The sequence below is a fragment of the Paenibacillus sp. OV219 genome (assembly GCF_900110075.1).
GTDB lineage: Bacteria > Bacillota > Bacilli > Paenibacillales > Paenibacillaceae > Paenibacillus_Z.
Map to the genome: position 1 here is coordinate 1 of NZ_FOCJ01000019.1, position 17120 is coordinate 17120.

Below are 17120 nucleotides of genomic sequence, written 5' to 3' on the forward strand. Positions count from 1 at the left end.
CCGAAAGACAAGATCCGCTCGACTTGCATGTATTAGGCACGCCGCCAGCGTTCGTCCTGAGCCAGGATCAAACTCTCCATAATAGGCGAAATGGCAGAGCCATTTGCGCCAAATGAATTTGCTTGTTAGCTCATTCAAAAAACTAGCTCGTCAGAAACACTTTCGCCAAATGGCGATCGTCGTTTCGACGTATTTTATGACCTTTTGACAGGTCGCTCATTGTTCAGTTTTCAAGGAACAAACTTACTTATTTCTCGTCCCAGTCTCGCGACCGGAATTAGAATATAACACACATCGAAACTTGATTGCAAGCTTTATTTTTCAACTTGTTTTTGTTTCGACCACCGCGTCATCGTGTATGTCTCAGCGGCAGAAATAGAATATACCATGTCCCACAACTAGTATGCAACAGGTATTATTTTACAACAAAAGAAAGAGCCAATGCAAGTTGCCTCGGCTCTTTCTTTAATCAACACGGACTATGCCCAGTTCTTACAACCTCGGAACGGCATATGCTTGCCTTCGACATACTTAGGGAATGGCACGTATTCGTTAACGCCAGGCACTGCCTTGCCGCGAAGCAAGAAAGCCGATGGCCATTGTGGAATCGTAATCTTCGTGCTCGTCGGAATGTAGCGGATCGTTAAACCACAGCGTCGCAGCGGCGAATGGTTCGGCTCTGAGCCGTGAATGACGTTCGGATGATGAACCGACACGCCACCTGCGCGGAGAATAAGGTCAACTGCTTTATCCTCTTCGACTAGCGCCGGATCGACCTCCGACTCAAGAACGTTCGCTGTCTTCGTATTCGTCTTCATCTCTTGCAGTTCCATCGTCTGCGTGCCTGGGATAACTCGCAAGCAGCCATTCTCCGGCAGTGAGTCGTCAACGGCAAGCCACAACGTCACGACATTCATGGGCTCAAGCGGCCAGTAGCTGCCGTCTTGATGCCATAGTACTGGACGTCCGTCAAAGGGCGGTTTACTAATATAGTGGGATGCAAATAGCGCAATGTCTGGTCCGATGTACTGCTCCGCAATATCAAGCAGACGGTCGTCACTAATAAGGCGGACCCAGAACGGATCATCTGCCATCAATGTATGTCCGAGATTCTCTGGACGAAGATCCGGATTGTGCTTCATCAGCCAGTCAATATGCTCTGCTGCTTCTTGTATAAGTGACTTATCAAGGACGTTCGGGTACACGGCGTAACCATTAACGTCGTACTGTTCTTTTGCCTGCTTTAATTGTTCTAGGGTCATTGCTGGTTCCTCCTCCATAGTAGCTCTTGCATTTCTTTATTTTAACCGCTTACATCTTGACCTGTCCATAAGCCTGCGCCCATCACAATAAGGAAATATAGCTGAGCGAGAGGCAGATGCCTCAATCGGAAATGGAAACCCCGGCGTACGATAGAACACATGAATTTTATCGCGGGGGTTGAAGGTTACCATGAAGGCAGTTGTCACAGGAGGCGCCGGTTTTATCGGCTCTCATCTCGTCAAAGGTTTACTAGAAGGCGGCGCCATCGTCCATGTCATCGACAATCTGTCCTCAGGCATCCGTGAAAATGTCGCTCCCGAAGCGGTACTGCATACGGAAGATGTCCGTTCAGCGGAAGCGAAGCAGATCATTGCCTCCGTCAAACCGGAGGTTGTCTATCATTTGGCTGCGCGAGCGGATGTGCAGCAATCTATCCTTGCGCCATCTCTCGATGCCTCCGTCAATATAACGGGTACGATTAACATCCTTGATGCATGCAAGGCGGCTTGCGTAAATAAAATCATTTTTGCATCGACATCGGGCGTCTATGGCAATTTGGAGAAAGAGCGGATTACGGAGCGTGACCCCGCCATTCCGATCTCGTTCTACGGCTTGTCCAAACTAACAGCAGAGCGCTACATCCACATGTACAGTCAGCTCTACTGCCTCTCCTATACGATTCTCCGGTATGGCAATGTGTATGGCCCGGGTCAAACGGCCAAAGGCGAAGGCGGCGTCATTGCTAACTTTATGGAAAGGACCATAGGCAATCTGCCCCTATACATTAATGGAGACGGCGAACAAACCCGCGATTTCATCTACGTCGGCGATGTCGTGCGCGCCAACTTGGCTGCTGCCCGCCATGGCGATCAAGAAACCATCCATGTGAGCACTGGCAAACGTACATCCGTGAACCGCATTATTGAGCTGCTCCGCGAAATGCACTCCGCCGAAATCGATCTTCATTACCGTCCAGCGCAATCCGGAGATATTAAGCATAGCTGCCTATCGAACCGGAAAGCTCGCACAAACCTGCAGTGGGAGCCGGCGGTAAGCATTGAACAAGGTATTGCAGAAACATATCGTTCATGGCTGCAGCGCCGTTAGCGCACTTCCCTTATATAGAAGAAAGCCTTGAATGCATACCGCGGGGCGCGGCATCCATCAAGGCTTTCTTACGTTCTGTTTACGGCGCATATACGGCACCTTGAAGCGAATAAGGACCGATAATCCGCGCCCGCTTCTCCGCTGAACGCACAATTAAGTAATAGCGCTGTGCCGTAACTGCGCCACCGACCATTGTATGCCGCTCCGTGGAACGAGCCCGCAAGAAACAGGACTCCATATTCCAATAGAGAACGGTACCTGTCTCGGAACCTTCCCGAATCATAATTTCAAGCTCTCCGGAATCCCATTCGGGCAGACTTTCCCAGACGATTTCGAAGCTCAGTACGATTCGATCGCCCGGCGCGATATTCGCAAGTCCTGCCGAAGCAAGCACAATCTCGTCCGGGCCGACGAGAAAGGGAGCGAAGCTTCCTGCATCCGCAAACATTTTATCCGAAAATTTCATCGCTACCATCCCTTATCCATACATAGATTGCACAATCATGGCATGCGGTCGAAATCCTTCTCCGTAAAAATAGCAAGCAGTACGCCTTTGCTTCGAACAATTAGCGTCACGGTCGTAGTGTCATACGTGAAGTAATTCGTGACAATCAACAGGTTGAACGGTGTGTAATTCGTAGGCACAGAAGGAAAGTTAGCCCCGCTGTCTGGCTTAAGCTCCTGTAGTGATTCAAAGAATAGGGCACCATTGTGGCTCGCCTGCACAAGCATGTCGAAGGTCCGGCTGCTTTCATTCATCACGGTTAACTCCATTGACTCTACGAATCTCGAATCCACCTTTGCACCAGGGGCCACTGCTAGCTGAAAAATCGCCATATCATCCCTCCCTCATGCCGCAAGCTGTCTATAGTATCCTATGAAGCGCAGCTTCATCTGCTTGGGACATATCCTCCCTGCCAGCTACCCAAATGTGCCAGGCCCTCATCCATCTGTCCAATCATGCTGCGTGAGTGAAGCATTTAATAGTCTAAGAGGTTGATGGCTATGAAAAGAAAGGAAGTGTGAGCGATGCGACTTGCTGAGTTAAAAGGAAGGTACGACACGATCTACAGCCTCGGCGATCTCTGTCTGCCTGCGATTCAGATGGAGCTCAATGATTTGCGGCCTTTTGCCGGACCGCTCGATTGGATGCAGTCTCAAGTGCTGCCTGATGTGATCAGACTACTCGCGAACCGTTTTGCCGGATTCATGGATTACAGTCACTTGGAAGTTATAAATAAAGCCACCGACAAGCTCTACTATGTAAAAGAAAAAGAGTACAACATCTACTCCAACCACGACTTCTACACACATAACAACTTCCCGCCTGAACTGAATACGTACCCGGAAGTGAAAGCGAAGTACGATCGAAGAGTTGCTCGTTTCCTGGAAAAGGCCGCGCTCAGCGAGCAAATCTTGTTCATCCGGACGGAAGCGACACCTGAACTGACGAAACAGCTGACTGACGTGCTATCTTCCCTTGTTGCAGGCAGCTATCGGCTCTTGGTCGTTAACCATACTCCGGTTGCCGGCATCGTCGAGCAAGACTGGGGACTGCCTAACGTATGCGCGATTCAGATGCCGAATGATGAGATTTGGCAAGGAAATAACCAATTGTGGAAGCAGATTTTTCAGGGTATTGAATTGAAGGATGAACTATAATGGTTGGCAAAAGCGAAGGGCCTCCTGATTTAGGAAGCCCTTTTTGTGTGCCCTGTGCAGCAATCGGCGGTTATGAAGTTGGTTTGCCAATCGTTGAAAGTACGGTCCAGTCCGGCAGCTTATAGCCCTCTGGCAGCCCTGCGAGTATGCGGGTCCAAACCTCATAATCAACTCTCAGCGACGAATCTGTCGTTTGAGCGGCGAAGATGCGGTTGTACAAATCTGCTGGCACCATAAAAGGCTGATTAGTCATCAAGCTTCGTTTGCCCCCTCTATGGAAGTTTGGATTTTGCGATTGCGGTCTGATAGACGCGCATAACATTGCTCATCATCGTATTCATCGACCATTGCTTCGCCCCCCATTGTCTCGCGTTATGACCGAGCTGCCGGCGAAGCGCATCATTCTCAAGGAGCATCTCCAGCTGTGTTGCGAGTGTGACCGTATCTCGTACTGGCGAGATGAGTCCGTTCACGCCATGCTGCACCATCTCTGGCAAGCCTCCCGCGGAGGAGACAAGTGTAGGCAAACCGGCAACCTGCGCTTCCATAACCGAGAACGGCTGATTGTCTTGAATGCAGGCGTGCACAAAAATATCCGAGTTGTTAAGCAAACCGGGGATGTCATCCCGCTCGCCGAGAAACAGCACCTCCTGCTGCAGTTGAAGTTCGGCGGTCTGCCTGAGCAGATCCTCCTGCTTCTCTCCGTTCCCGACAATCCAGCACACCCAGTCCTGACGCCGAAGCTTCAGAAGATGAAGCGCTGCAATTAAGACATCAATCCCTTTGACGAAAGCAAGGCGTGCCGGACAGATAATCACTTTCTTGCCAGGCGGGCGCTGTATTGTCGTCCCTTGCTTCAGCTTCCTCGTAAAGGCATCAATATCAAGCCCATATGGGAACACGCTGATCCGATCCGCTTGTACGCCGAATGACTGGACGAGAAGCTCCTTCTGCCAATTGTTCGCTGTAACCGTTACATGCCCTGCGTTTGCGCCGTAATGCTCAAGTCCGTTGAAGTACCGCCATGCCGGGTCATCCTCTTTTACCCCAAGCTGCGGGTTCAGCTTATAGTTCATTGTGAGCTCCAGCGCGACAGAACCGTGTACGTGAGCGACTAGTGCCGTTCGCGGTGCTTTCACCCGTTCAAACGCCCTTGCCGCAAAAATATCTTGCGTATGGATCAGATCATATTGAGATATGTCAAAATAAGCTGCCGCGAGCTCCATATAGTAGCGTTCAAACTCGCTATGCAGCACAAAATGGTCTGAATGGATTTGAGGCGCACGAGCAGCATTCAGCTTCGCCATAATGAGCGGCCTAAGAGTATCCTTATTCAGCTCCCTGTTCGATCCCGGCATGTGAATCTTCGTATTGTCCGGACTATTGCCCAGCATGTCGACCTGATGCCCCATCCCTTCAAGCCGTTCCTTGAGCTGCAGCATATACTTCCATACGCCGCCGACATGCGGAATCGCCCAATAGGTGGCTAGTAATATTCTCACTCTGTCTGATTCCCTCCCCGTGCACGTCCGAATTATTACATTTTATTGGGGAAACGACTCATTAGTCACGACAGTTCGCCCCCGTCAATGGACTATTTACCAAATTGTAATACGGGCATCTTCATGCATAGAGTTGAATATAAATACGTTATGTAGTATATTTATTCATATACTTATTTCGAGGGGGATTCCGGAATGTCGCTTACTGTAAGGAATGTCGAGGCTGCAGATGTAGCTAAAGTAGCTGAATTGATGCATAAATATATCGTCGGTTTCTATAGTAATCCATGGCCAGGCGATGACAACATAGATGAACTGATCCAAACACTGCTTAAGAAAGAGGAAGGCATTCAATTCGTTGCCGAGAAGGACGGCGAGCTCATTGGCTTCTCTACGCTATATTTCTCACGCAGTACGATGAAGGCGCAGAAGATAACAGTCATGAACGACTTCTTCGTACTTGAGCCTTATCTTAATACGAAGGTGGAGTCGCTTCTCTTCATGACATGCCAGAAGTACACGCAGGATCTGGGGTTCTCGCATATGTCGTGGATTACTTCGGTGGAGAACAAGCGCGCGCAGCAGTTTTTTGACCAAGCCGGCGCCGTGCAGGGGAATTGGCTGTCTTACTCGATCGTATAAAAAGAGACTTGCGGCTGAAGGAACGAGTGAGGATGTTCCGCGGCTGTAAGTCTCTTTTTTGCGTTGTGATGCGTGTTATAGGAATTAAAGGGTGAATTAAAGAGTTACAAAGCTGCCGCCCGCTTCTGCGGACTTCTGCTCTGCTTCAATAATATCAATCGTGCGCGCTGCGCTCTCCGGTGTACATACGGTCGTCGGCTTGTTCGTCACGATCGCTTCAACAAACGCGCGAACCTCGAAATAGTACCCCATATCGTCGGACAGCTCAGCGACGAAGCCTGCGCCTTCGTTCGGATTGACAGTCACTTGGTTGTTCTCGAAAATCAAGTTGCCTCCCTCGAAGTTTACCCGGTACGTCATCGCGAAACCGAAGTCACCACGAAGTGTCCAATCCGCCTGTGCGTTCAACACCAAGCCATCCTCATAAACATAGTGAGTCGAGACGATGTCGTAGGCACTGCCGGCAATGACGTTGCGTCCGATTGTAGAAACCTTTTGTGGAACACCGAACAGCCAGTTGATCATATCGGTATCGTGGATATGCATGTCCATCAACACGCCGCCGCTCTGGCTACCGTCGAGGTACCATGGCTGTGGAAGACCCGAGCCGCGGAAGAAATAACCGCCAAGCGGTTGGCCGTAGCGGCCGTCTTCAATGCATGCTTTCAGGTACTCATATGCTGGCCAGAAACGGAGACACTGGGCAATCATTAGCTGCTTGCCGGTGCGCTTCGCCGTCTCAACCATTTTCCAGCTGTCCGCTGCTGAGCGAGCCATCGGCTTTTCACACAGCACGTGCAGACCGCGCTCCAGCATCTGGCAAGTGAGATCCGCATGAGCCGTCGTCGGCAATGTGATGTCGACCATATCGAGCTCTTCATTCGCCAGCATGTCTTCGATGCTCGTGTATAGATTGAAGGCAGACAGATCGTACAGCTCCTGATTCGTCGCAATATTACCAACTGCCGCGCCATTCTTCAGTTCTTCAATACGAAGATCGCATACCGCGACGAGCTGAACCGGATGCCCTTCCTTCATTAATCGCGTATAGTTGTCAAAATGCATTCTGCCCATAAAGCCGAAACCGATCAAGCCTACTTTAATCATTAAAAGTCCGCTCCTCTATTTGACCCGGCCTAGGATAGCATCCATTGCGCGGGAAGTATTGTAAATGATTTGCTCGCCGTGATGTGTATACGATGGAATCATCTCGCCAATGACATAACCGTTATAGCCGACTGTATTCAGCGCCTCGACCACTGCCGGATAGTTTACATCGCCAGCAAGCAGATCCACGAATCCGTGCAGGCCGCCGGCCTGTCTGCGGTAGTCTTTGAAATGTACTTTCTTAATGCGCTTGTTAAGAATACGGATCCACTGCTCTGGGTAGCCGCTATGAACGACGTTTCCTACGTCAAAATACGAGCCTACATAGTCTGAGCCAACTGTATCGATGAACGTTCTCAGCTCAAGTGGGGAAAGGAACAGCTTGTTCCATACGTTCTCGATGCCGATGTTTACGCCTGCTGCTTTTGCATCCGGTGCAAGTGCAGTGATGCACTCAAGAGCACGGTCGTATGCACGCTCGTAATCAACGACTTCGCTGCCCGGAATAAAGTCGACACCGACTGCGCCAGGGATAACGAGAATCGTATCGACATTGAAAGCTGCGGCAAGCTCAAGCTGCTTGCGCGTAATGTCCATTGCCTTCGTGCGATTCGCTTCCGATTCGCTCGTCATGGAGTTGGACCAGTAGAGACCAGTCGCAAGACCGCAAATTTCAAGGTCTGCCTGCTCCAAATGCGATTTGATCTCGCGGATTTCCTGCTCCGTCGTTTCAAGACTAAGCTCGCCCGTCTCATTCAGCGCCAGCTCAATACCCTCGAAGCCTGCGTCCTTCGCGATGCGAATACTCTCTGCAATCGTCATTCCTTGCGGGAACGACCAAATGTTAATCCCCTTCTTCATGTGGCTGTCATCCTCTCCATTTGTGTTTTTCCTGTTTCCAGGTCTATTCGTGAACATGTATAATTGTTGTAGTTATAATTCGATTATAATGGAGTATGAGGGGAAAATATTTAGCGGATAGAGCGATAATTTGTACGATTCCGTGATTATAAAGAGCGAAAGATAAAGAGGGAGAGCGATGGAGCGTTGATGCGGCAACCGCGAGACTTGTAAGGATGGTGAAGGGATGATGCGGCAACCGCGAGATATGTGGAGCGCTGATGCGGCAACGGCGAAGCTTGAAAGGATGGTGGAGCACTGATGCGGCAACCGCGAAGCTTGAAAGGATGGTGGAGCACTGATGCGGCATGTTGTGCCTTATCGTGAATGGTCGCCTAGCATTCACTATGCGCAGTACCAACGGTTATTGCCGGGTAAGCTCGTCCGGCGGCGGCTGTATGATTATGAGCTGCTGTATGTGCGCCAAGGCGAAGCGGCTACGACGATAGATGATGTACGGCATGTGTGGAAGGCTGGGCAGCTCGTTTATTTGCCCGCTGGATTGTACCACCAGAACGAGGTCGTTTCTAGTCCTAGTGCGGAACTGCTTGGGATACACTTCGATTATTTCAGCGAACTAGAGGTAAGCTCGGATGAGGATATGGTCGTGAACGAGCAGCAGCAGGTGGCGGAGAAGTTCTGTATCGAGCCGATGAACGAGACGTTCCCGCCGCTGTCGGAGCAGCTGATCTATACGCCACCGCATGGTTGCGTCCAGCTGATGGAGCAGCTAGTGGACGAGTTCACGGCTCGGCCTCCGGGCTATGAGCTCGTCTGTAAGGCGCTCATGCTGAACATTCTCTCACAGCTGCAGCGAACACGGTCAACACTGCATGAACGTGCAGCGGAATCCGTGCATGGTCAGCGCATTCTATCGCTGATGAAGCAGATGGAGGCCGCGCCGGCCGAGGCCTGGCCAAGCCAGCGGGTTGCGGAGTCGCTCCGCATGACGGAGGATCATGCGGCGAAGCTGTTCAAGCAAGTCGCGGGGCAGCCGCCAGGCGAGTATTTGCGCGCCTTACGGCATCGCGAAGCAAGGCGGCTGCTCCGTGAAACGGAGCTGTCCGTGGAGGCAGTCGGGGCTGCCATCGGCTGCCCGGACATCCATTATTTCAGCCGCCAATTCTCGAAGCAGGAGGGACTCTCACCGAGTATGTACCGCAAGCTGTCGCGGGTGGTATAGGGAGAGGTCGCGCCGCAAGTAGGGCTAGGCGGTGGGGTTGATCGCCTGCAAGTGGCGGCGGAGGATGAAAGCCGTGAGACCGGGTTGGCCGCTGGGCAGCCGTTGTGCGGTTGGGATTCTGAGAGAACGTATTTGATCTCTCAGCGTGATTTTGAGGGATCTGTTGAGCTGAGAGCACGTATATGCTCTCTCAGAGGAGTTTTTTCGCTCGAGTGCACTCTAATAGATGCTGAGAGAGCGTATTTGATCTCTCAGCTTTTTGTTTGGCTGGAAATATTGCTGAGAGCACGTATATGATCTCTCAGCAATATTTCTCGGACGAGCGAAGCCTCTGAGAGGCGGAGTTTCCGACTCTCAGAGCTAAGTGAGGCTAGTTTGGCTGCGGAGAAGCAGATTTCCCGACTCTCGAGCTGCATTTGGCGGGGGATCTGGGTTGTTGGTGTCTGAGAGTCGAGTTTTCCGACCCTCAGAGCAATTTCGAGCTAGATTGGCAGCGGAGAAACGGATTTCCCGACTCTCGAGCTGCGCTGGGTGAGGGAACTCGGTTGCTGGTGTGTACTGAGAGTCGAGTTTTCCGACCCTCAGAGCAATTTCGAGCTAGATTTGCAGCCGAGAGACGGATTTCCCGACTCTCGAGCTGCGCTAGGCGAGGGATCTTGGTTGCTGGTGTGTACTGAGAGTCGGGTTTTCCGACTCTCATAGCAATTTGAAGCTAGTTCGGCTGCTGATAGGCGGATTTTTTTACGAATCCAAATAAAAAAACACCCGCAAGCCATCAAAATGGCTTGCGGGCATCGCATCGCGATTAATTGCCTGCGCTGTCGCCGGTGTTGCTGCCGGCCTCAACTTTATTCTTTTCCCCTTTGCTTTTGTACGGCTTCGGGGCGCTCTTGAGTTTGTTGGCACTGCGCTGCCAGCGGTTCCAACCTTTTTTGTCGGTGCCGCGGCCAGTGCCGCCTTTACCTTTTGCCATGATGGTCCCCTACTTTCTCGTTAGCGAGGCCCACGTCTGCTCAAGCCACTGATCAAAACCAGCTTCCTTATCGCCCTCGTAAGTGTCGTAAACGTCGGATCTCATCTTTTGCAGCTTCTCCTTGAATGCCTCAAACGAATGACCCTCTGGCAAACTTTTCTTGATACGCAGCAGAATCTTATTCACGCCCTTGACCAGCTCGCCAGTCTTGCGTGCCGGCAGCTCCAGTTCTTCACCTAGCTCGCGCAGCGCGCGATGCGCCGCTGCCTGCACTTGATGAACCGTGTCGCCCTTCGCCATGCGGGAAAGCTGATCAATAGCTTGTTGCCCGCCGAGCTTGCCGAGCTCCTCGACTGCTGTAAGACGCGCTCGCCAATTCGACATCCGGCTCGATGACTTTTTCAATTCTTCGATGCTTGGCGCACCGGATTCAACAACTTCTACTTCTTCTGTATGTTCCATATCTTATCAAGCTCCTCACAATTTCCACGTTCTATAAGGCAGTATATCCCATTTTGCAACTTACAGTCCTTATAGAACGCTACTACGATGAGCGGAGAATGTCAATGTTGTTGCTTCTGGTGTATGAACTACGCGCTGCGACGTATACGGAGAATGGGCACAGCGAGCCTGAGATAGTCAGACTGGTCAAACGGATTATGGCGGGGGATGACGCTACCCCAGCTGCTTCGCATTCGTCCGGTACTGGCTCGGCGTAATGCCGTACACCTTCTTGAACTGTGTGAAGAAGTGGCTGCGGCTGGAGAAGCCCGACTTCTCCATAATATCGGTGATCGTATCCTTCGACGAAACGACCAGATGGCTCGCATACTCAAGCCTTGCGTTATTGATATAATCCGCGACCGATACGAGCCGATGCTTCTTAAACAGCTTGCCGAGATAGGCGGGAGACAGGTCCACTTCCGCAGCGATTGAATCGAGCGACAACGCTGGATTAGCAAGCTCACGCTGAATGATCTGCGTCACTGTACCAAGCAGCTTCATATACTTGTTATCCTTCTTCGCCTCCAGCTCCATCGCGAGTGAATCGAAGAGCCCGAAGAAGTCTGTCAAAATCAATTCGACCGTCTCCATCTTCTGCAGCTTCATCAAATACGCGTTGAAGTTGAAATCCACCTTCATCGCATGGTTCGTCTCCAGTGCCTCGATTGCATGGCGGATAAGCAGCAACAAACGAATGAAGAGCGAGTTCAGCGCCGTATAGCTGTACGACGACGCACCTGCAACAATCTCGTTAAGCGCCTGCTTCGCATTCTCAGACCGCCCCCCAATAAGCGCCTCCGTCAGCTCGTCATCCCGCTCCTGCGGATATTTAATTTCATCCGTACGGCCACTGACGCTGATCATCTCGCTGTATATCATGCTTTCATGCCCATAGATCAAACGATAATAACTCAAATCCACCGTCTTCAAATAATAAAAGTTCAGCTGTGAGATCGATTCAAACGTATCACTGCATGTCACGGATACCGTGGAGCCCAAATACCGATGCGTCTGTTGCTGAATGTGCTGAAGAAGCAGCGCCAGCCCGCGATTCTCGGAAGGGTCGTGCATCCCTGGCACCTGTAACAGGATCATAACCTGATCCTCACCTGTCTCCGTACACTCATGTGCATACGCAGGTGCAAGCAGCTCCGTCACAATGTTGACCATGCCGAATTTCAGTAGATCGCGGTCACCTCTTGTGTACTTCGCGCAGAACTCGGAGAATCGGTCGATCTTCAGCAGCACAATTAAGAAACTGCCCGTCGGATCAAGTGTAATCGCGTACTTGTGAAACTGGTTCTGCAGATACTCCCGAGTCAGCAGTCCGCGCGAATGAATGACTTTGCGAAGAAACTCCTGCTTCCGATCGTAGTACTCGCCCCGCTTCTCAAGCTCCAGCTGATTGTAATTCTGGATCACCATCGAGATCGGGACAAACAGCCTGCGGGCAAAATAGAACGACAGCAAAATGCTGCCCACAATAAACAGCACCACGAAGAGGTAGGTCTTCTCCTTCATTTTCTCAACATCTTTCACAATGTAGCGGTATGGCGTAATGCTGACCAGTTTCCAATCGAACGCATCGGTCGAAGAATAGGTAATGAACGAATCCACGCCATCAACATCCATCCGCATGCTGCCTGCCGGAGTTTTAGAGCCGTTGATCTGCTGGATGTATGCCTGACCATGCAGGTCGCTAAGCAGTGGATGAACCGAATCATCGGACAGCAGCTGTCCATGGGAACTGATAACGAAGATCCGATTACCGCTCTCGCTGCTCTGCGGCTGAATGCTCTGCTTAATCCAATCTGCGGAAATGTTCAGAATGATCGCCTCATTCACTTTGCCGCTTGATACTTGCGAGTCGAAGAACAGGTAGGAATAAACATAAATGCTCTGTGGCGCACCTGTGGAGATGCCTGCGAGCACATTAGGAATTTGACGAAGGACGATGCTGTGGGATTTATTGTTCTTGATGTCATCGAGAATGGTGAAAATGCCTTTGTCATCGAAGCTGTTTCGGTCATAGACGAACTCCGGCCTTGGAACTGCATGGATATGCTCGCCGTTATAAACGTAGATGGATTGCAGGAAGGGATAAATATTTTTGTACGATTGCAGCTTGTTCTGGTACTTGAAGTAGTCATCGGGGCCGACGTCTGTGTAGAGCAAATCTTTGATCACATCATCGAAGAAGGCGGTCGTCGATACCGATCTCGCGGTCTGCTCGAGAACGCTTACATTTTGGCTCGTGTTTTGAAGGTCTGTCACTTGCTGATGGTACACTTGGTTGAGCGCAAATTTCTCGAAGTTGCGGTTAAGCAGGGAAGATTGAAGAAAGAGCAAGAGCACGGTGCTGACGAGGAAGGGAAGCAGTATCGTTAGAAAAAGCTGATACGGATTTTTGAGGACGAATTTTTTAAACATCGTAAGTCCACTCCTTCCCTTCAACACTATCACAGAAGCAGAATTTTCATCAACGTAATCAACTCCAACCACTGGTCAAAAACCCACTTTCCGAACAAAAATCGGTATTGAGAACTACCCTTTCCCTGAAAATCGAACTGATATCCCGATTCAGAAATTGCCTCAGCGACCACGCTTCCCCTATGATCAAAGTATAAATGACAACGCATACATTAATCCGCAAAGGAGTCGGCTTGCACGTGAATAAACTCCCTTTCCTATCGCCGTCACGACATTTCAAGAAGAATCTACAACTAACAGTGCTTGCCCTTCCCGCAATTCTCATCATCCTCATCTTCTCGTACTTGCCGATGGGCGGCATCTTTATCGCATTCAAGAACATTAACTACACCGATGGCATCCTCCACAGCCCTTGGGTCGGCTTCGACAACATCAAGTTCTTCTTTACCTCGAACGATGCCTGGCTGGTCATCCGCAACACGCTACTGTATAACATCATCTTCATTGCAGTTGGTACGTTCATGTCCGTCGTCTTCGCCATCATGCTGAATGAAGTGCTCAGCCGCAAATGGCTGAAGACGTATCAAACCATCTTCTTCTTCCCCTACTTCTTCTCCTGGATTATCGTGGCGTACATGGCATACTCGTTCATCGGTCCATATGGCGTCATCAGTACATGGGTCAGCAAGCTCGGTTACGAATCCTTCGACTTCTACTCGGAAACGTGGGTTTGGCCAATTCTGCTCACTCTCATTAATATTTGGAAGGGACTCGGTTATGTCAGCATTATTTTCTACGCAGGCATCCTCGGCATCTCGCAGGAATATTTCGAAGCTGCTGAGATCGACGGCGCCTCCAAGCTCCAAGTCATTCGCACCATAACTGTACCGCTGCTCATGCCGCTCATTACCATCATGACACTACTGTCGATCGGCAAAATCTTCTACTCCGACTTCGGCCTCTTCTTCTTTGTACCAAGGGAGGTTGGCCAGCTATTCCCGGTGACGCAGGTCATTGATACGTATGTGTACCGCATGCTGAAGGTGTCAGGCGATATTGGCATGTCGTCAGCAGTCGGTTTATTCCAATCGGTTATGGGCTTTATCGTCGTGCTCTTCAGCAATTATGTCGTGCGGAAGATTGATGACGATAACAAACTATTCTAATCAGGAGGTGCGCGTGTGAGCGACAAACCTTGGCAGTCCAGAATTCCTCAGTTACTCATTCATCTCGTATTCGTCCTGTTTAGCCTGGCATGTATCCTTCCACTCATCTCCGTTCTGTCCGTCTCGTTCAGCAACGAGGTCGATATATTGAAGAACGGCTACAGCCTATGGCCGCGCAAATTCGATCTCACTGCTTACACCTACGTGCTGTATCGGCCCATTCAGCTGCTAAGCGCATTCAAAATCTCTATCATTGTGAGCGTCGCCGGCACGGCATGCGCGGTCTTGTTCATGGCAGGTATCGCTTATGCCCTATCCCGCCATGATTATAAATTCAAGAACAGCCTCAGCTTCTACGTCTTCTTCACGATGCTGTTCAACGGCGGCCTAGTGCCGACTTACATTCTTATCAGCAACTATCTTCACCTCAAAAATACGATCTGGGTGCTCATCCTGCCGTACTTGGCGGTTCCTTGGTTTATTTTGCTGCTGCGCTCGTTTATGCAGAAGATTCCGTACCACATCATCGAATCATGCATGATCGACGGTGCGAGCGAGTTCCGGATCTTCTTCCAAATCGTGCTCCCGCTTGCCAAGCCAGGTCTCGCAACTGTCGCTTTGTTCACGATGCTGCAGTATTGGAACGACTGGTGGCTCAGCCTGCTCTATATCGAGGATGAACATCTTGTCCCGCTTCAATATATGCTCTACCGAATGATGAACAACATCTCTTTCCTCACGAGCTCCACGAACATGATGCCCGCGAGTATGAAGAACGTCGTGCTGCCCTCCGAATCCGCGCGCATGGCGATGGCGATTCTCGCTGCTGGTCCGATGCTGGCGGTGTTCCCGTTCTTTCAAAAATATTTTGTTCGCGGACTTACGGTTGGTGCGGTGAAGGGGTAAGGATTCGAAAGGAAATCGCTTAAACATGGATTGGCCATCCATTTTAAGATAAGCAGATTCAAACAAATAAAGGGAGGATTCACGATGCAAAGAGCAGTCCGAATGTCAAAGCTTGGCCTTGTCTGTACGATCATTCTGCTCGTCTTCAGCATGCTCGCGGCAGCATGCGGCAGCAATTCAAACAACAATAATAATGCGGGCACATCGGGCAATGCAGCGAAGAATGACTCAGGAGGGACGGCTAACACGAGTACGGATACATCCAACAACGCGGCAGCAGATAATTCAGCTACAGAGACGAATACATCGGCTGATCTCCCTGAAGTGAAGCTGACTTGGTATTTCCCGGGAAACTGGCCTCAACCGGAGCAGGATAAGGTATTCGCTGAAGTGAACAAGGTCATCAAATCGAAGATCAATGCAACAGTCGATTTCAAAGCGATTCCGTTCGGCGATTATGACCAGAAGATGCAAGTTGTTATTGCTTCCGGCGAGCCTTATGACATCACCTTCACAGCAGGCTGGATTAACAACTACACGCAGAATGTAGCGAAGGGAGCTTTCCTCCCTCTCGACGACCTGCTTGCCAAATATGCGCCGCAAACCTCTGCTTCGATGCCTGCATCCTTCTGGGATGCCACGAAGATTAAAGGTCAAATCTACGGCTTCGTGAACCAGCAAATCTCCGCGCGTACGCCTGCTGTCGCCGTACCACAGTCGCTTATCGACAAGTACGGCCTCGATATGAATGCCATTAGCGCCAAAATCGGTCCGGATACGCTGAACCTGCTCGAGCCATTCATTCAAGCGGTGAAGAAGGACAATCCGCAGAAGTTTCCAGTTGTCGGCATCGACCCGGACTTCTTCAACGTCGAAGCGATCGTCGGCATTAATGTCCCTGGCGTCGTCGCTTTCAACGATGATTCGCTCACCGTTGTGAATCAGTTCGAATCGGACGGCTTCAAGACGTTCCTTGCTACACTGCGCGACTGGAATGCGAAGGGCTATATGAATTCCAAAGAACGTCTCTCCAAGAAAACCGACGATTGGACCGACGGTAAAGCAGGCAAGTTCATCTTCAACATCGGCGGCGCCTTCAAACCAGGCGGTGCGAACCTCGACTCTGCTCTCGGCGGCGAGCCTTACGCTGAAGTTCCGGCAGGCACGGCCCACTTAACGACTGGCGGTATTACGGCAACAATGATGGCGATCAACCGCAACTCCAAAAATCCGGAACGGGCGATGATGCTGCTTGAGCTGCTCAATACAGACAAAGATCTGTACAATCTGCTCAACTTCGGCATTAAAGACGAGCATTACAAAATCGACTCTGACGGCTTAATGATTCCAGGCGACAACCAGCAAGGCTATAATCCGCAGGTACCATGGATGTTCGCATCGAACTTCCTCGCTAACGTTGAGAAAGGGATGCCTGCTGATGTTTGGGATCAGACGAAGAAAGTGAACGCTGATGCGCTGCCTTCCAAGCTGCTCGGCTTCACCTTCGACGCTGAACCAGTCAAAGGGGAGATCGCGAAAGCAACAGCGGTATGGGATGAATACTCGCGTGCGATCAGCCTCGGCGTCACTTCAGAGGAGAAGTATAACGAGTTTCTATCGAAGATGAAGTCCGCTGGTGCGGATAAGATTATTGCGGAAATGCAGAAGCAAATTAATGATTGGAAGGCTAGCAAGTAAACGGGCAATTGTAAAAGAAAGAAGCTCCTGTACGAGGAATGTATCCTTCGTATAGGAGCTTCTTTCGTTCGTTTCGT

General features: G+C 50.6%; 17 protein-coding genes and 1 rRNA gene. 7 read left to right on the top strand and 11 right to left on the bottom strand.

Annotated features, from left to right (window positions below; all coding sequences use genetic code 11):
- Positions 1–83 (bottom strand): 16S ribosomal RNA (locus BMY11_RS27490); the annotation flags it as partial.
- Positions 84–479: 396 nt separating this feature from the next.
- Entirely contained in the window at positions 480–1262 is a 783-nt protein-coding gene (locus BMY11_RS27495) for a phytanoyl-CoA dioxygenase family protein (protein WP_090583496.1), read from the bottom strand.
- A gap of 190 nt (positions 1263–1452) precedes the next feature.
- Between BMY11_RS27495 and BMY11_RS27500 the strand changes: the two genes are divergently transcribed.
- Positions 1453–2370, top strand: coding sequence for a GDP-mannose 4,6-dehydratase (locus tag BMY11_RS27500; RefSeq protein WP_090583497.1), 918 nt, complete (start codon positions 1453–1455; stop codon positions 2368–2370).
- Positions 2371–2449: 79 nt separating this feature from the next.
- Here the strand turns inward: BMY11_RS27500 and BMY11_RS27505 are convergent, their stop codons facing one another.
- Together BMY11_RS27505 and BMY11_RS27510 are read right to left on the bottom strand one after the other, a co-directional pair.
- Complete coding sequence (locus BMY11_RS27505; protein WP_090583499.1) at positions 2450–2836, bottom strand: hypothetical protein; 387 nt, start codon at positions 2834–2836, stop codon at positions 2450–2452.
- A gap of 35 nt (positions 2837–2871) precedes the next feature.
- Positions 2872–3207: a hypothetical protein gene (locus BMY11_RS27510; RefSeq protein ID WP_090583501.1), complete on the bottom strand. Its 336-nt coding sequence runs from the start codon at positions 3205–3207 to the stop codon at positions 2872–2874.
- 192 nt (positions 3208–3399) lie between these two features.
- Here BMY11_RS27510 and BMY11_RS27515 point away from each other — a divergent pair, with 192 nt between their 5' ends.
- The gene (locus BMY11_RS27515) at positions 3400–4032 is read left to right on the top strand and encodes a DUF1796 family putative cysteine peptidase (protein ID WP_090583503.1); all 633 of its coding nucleotides are present in this window, start codon (positions 3400–3402) and stop codon (positions 4030–4032) included.
- 70 nt (positions 4033–4102) lie between these two features.
- On the opposite strand, the gene BMY11_RS27520 is transcribed toward BMY11_RS27515, so the two are convergent.
- Together BMY11_RS27520 and BMY11_RS27525 are read right to left on the bottom strand one after the other, a co-directional pair.
- The gene (locus BMY11_RS27520; RefSeq protein WP_371262957.1) at positions 4103–4288 is read right to left on the bottom strand and encodes a hypothetical protein; all 186 of its coding nucleotides are present in this window, start codon (positions 4286–4288) and stop codon (positions 4103–4105) included.
- A gap of 16 nt (positions 4289–4304) precedes the next feature.
- Positions 4305–5534 (bottom strand): glycosyltransferase family 4 protein, encoded by a 1230-nt coding sequence (locus tag BMY11_RS27525; protein WP_090583507.1) that lies wholly within the window; start codon positions 5532–5534, stop codon positions 4305–4307.
- A gap of 195 nt (positions 5535–5729) precedes the next feature.
- Here BMY11_RS27525 and BMY11_RS27530 point away from each other — a divergent pair, with 195 nt between their 5' ends.
- Complete coding sequence (locus tag BMY11_RS27530) at positions 5730–6176, top strand: GNAT family N-acetyltransferase (protein WP_090583509.1); 447 nt, start codon at positions 5730–5732, stop codon at positions 6174–6176.
- A gap of 96 nt (positions 6177–6272) precedes the next feature.
- Here BMY11_RS27530 and BMY11_RS27535 read toward each other — a convergent pair whose 3' ends face one another.
- Together BMY11_RS27535 and BMY11_RS27540 are read right to left on the bottom strand one after the other, a co-directional pair.
- Positions 6273–7283 carry a Gfo/Idh/MocA family protein gene (locus BMY11_RS27535; protein ID WP_090583511.1) on the bottom strand — a complete coding sequence of 337 codons (1011 nt, stop codon included), beginning with the start codon at positions 7281–7283 and terminating at the stop codon, positions 6273–6275.
- Between the two features lie 15 nt (positions 7284–7298).
- On the bottom strand, positions 7299–8144 hold the full coding sequence (locus BMY11_RS27540; protein ID WP_090583513.1) for a sugar phosphate isomerase/epimerase family protein: 846 nt from the start codon (positions 8142–8144) through the stop codon (positions 7299–7301).
- Positions 8145–8484: 340 nt separating this feature from the next.
- Here BMY11_RS27540 and BMY11_RS27545 point away from each other — a divergent pair, with 340 nt between their 5' ends.
- Positions 8485–9366, top strand: a complete 882-nt coding sequence (locus BMY11_RS27545) for a helix-turn-helix domain-containing protein (protein ID WP_090583515.1) — start codon at positions 8485–8487, stop codon at positions 9364–9366.
- Positions 9367–10171: 805 nt separating this feature from the next.
- Here the strand turns inward: BMY11_RS27545 and BMY11_RS27550 are convergent.
- From BMY11_RS27550 to BMY11_RS27560, 3 genes are all read right to left on the bottom strand, one after another.
- Positions 10172–10339 (bottom strand): DUF3934 family protein, encoded by a 168-nt coding sequence (locus tag BMY11_RS27550; protein WP_090583517.1) that lies wholly within the window; start codon positions 10337–10339, stop codon positions 10172–10174.
- Positions 10340–10348: 9 nt separating this feature from the next.
- Positions 10349–10801 carry a HEAT repeat domain-containing protein gene (locus BMY11_RS27555; protein ID WP_090583519.1) on the bottom strand — a complete coding sequence of 151 codons (453 nt, stop codon included), beginning with the start codon at positions 10799–10801 and terminating at the stop codon, positions 10349–10351.
- Between the two features lie 213 nt (positions 10802–11014).
- Entirely contained in the window at positions 11015–13273 is a 2259-nt protein-coding gene (locus BMY11_RS27560) for an AraC family transcriptional regulator (protein ID WP_090583521.1), read from the bottom strand.
- Between the two features lie 239 nt (positions 13274–13512).
- On the opposite strand from BMY11_RS27560, the gene BMY11_RS27565 reads away from it, so the two are divergent.
- The 3 genes from BMY11_RS27565 to BMY11_RS27575 all read left to right on the top strand — a co-directional run bounded on the left by BMY11_RS27565 (position 13513) and on the right by BMY11_RS27575 (position 17043).
- Positions 13513–14439: an ABC transporter permease gene (locus tag BMY11_RS27565; protein ID WP_256217804.1), complete on the top strand. Its 927-nt coding sequence runs from the start codon at positions 13513–13515 to the stop codon at positions 14437–14439.
- 15 nt (positions 14440–14454) lie between these two features.
- Complete coding sequence (locus BMY11_RS27570; protein ID WP_177182854.1) at positions 14455–15345, top strand: carbohydrate ABC transporter permease; 891 nt, start codon at positions 14455–14457, stop codon at positions 15343–15345.
- Between the two features lie 84 nt (positions 15346–15429).
- Complete coding sequence (locus tag BMY11_RS27575) at positions 15430–17043, top strand: DUF3502 domain-containing protein (RefSeq protein WP_090583525.1); 1614 nt, start codon at positions 15430–15432, stop codon at positions 17041–17043.
- Positions 17044–17120: the final 77 nt, after the last annotated feature.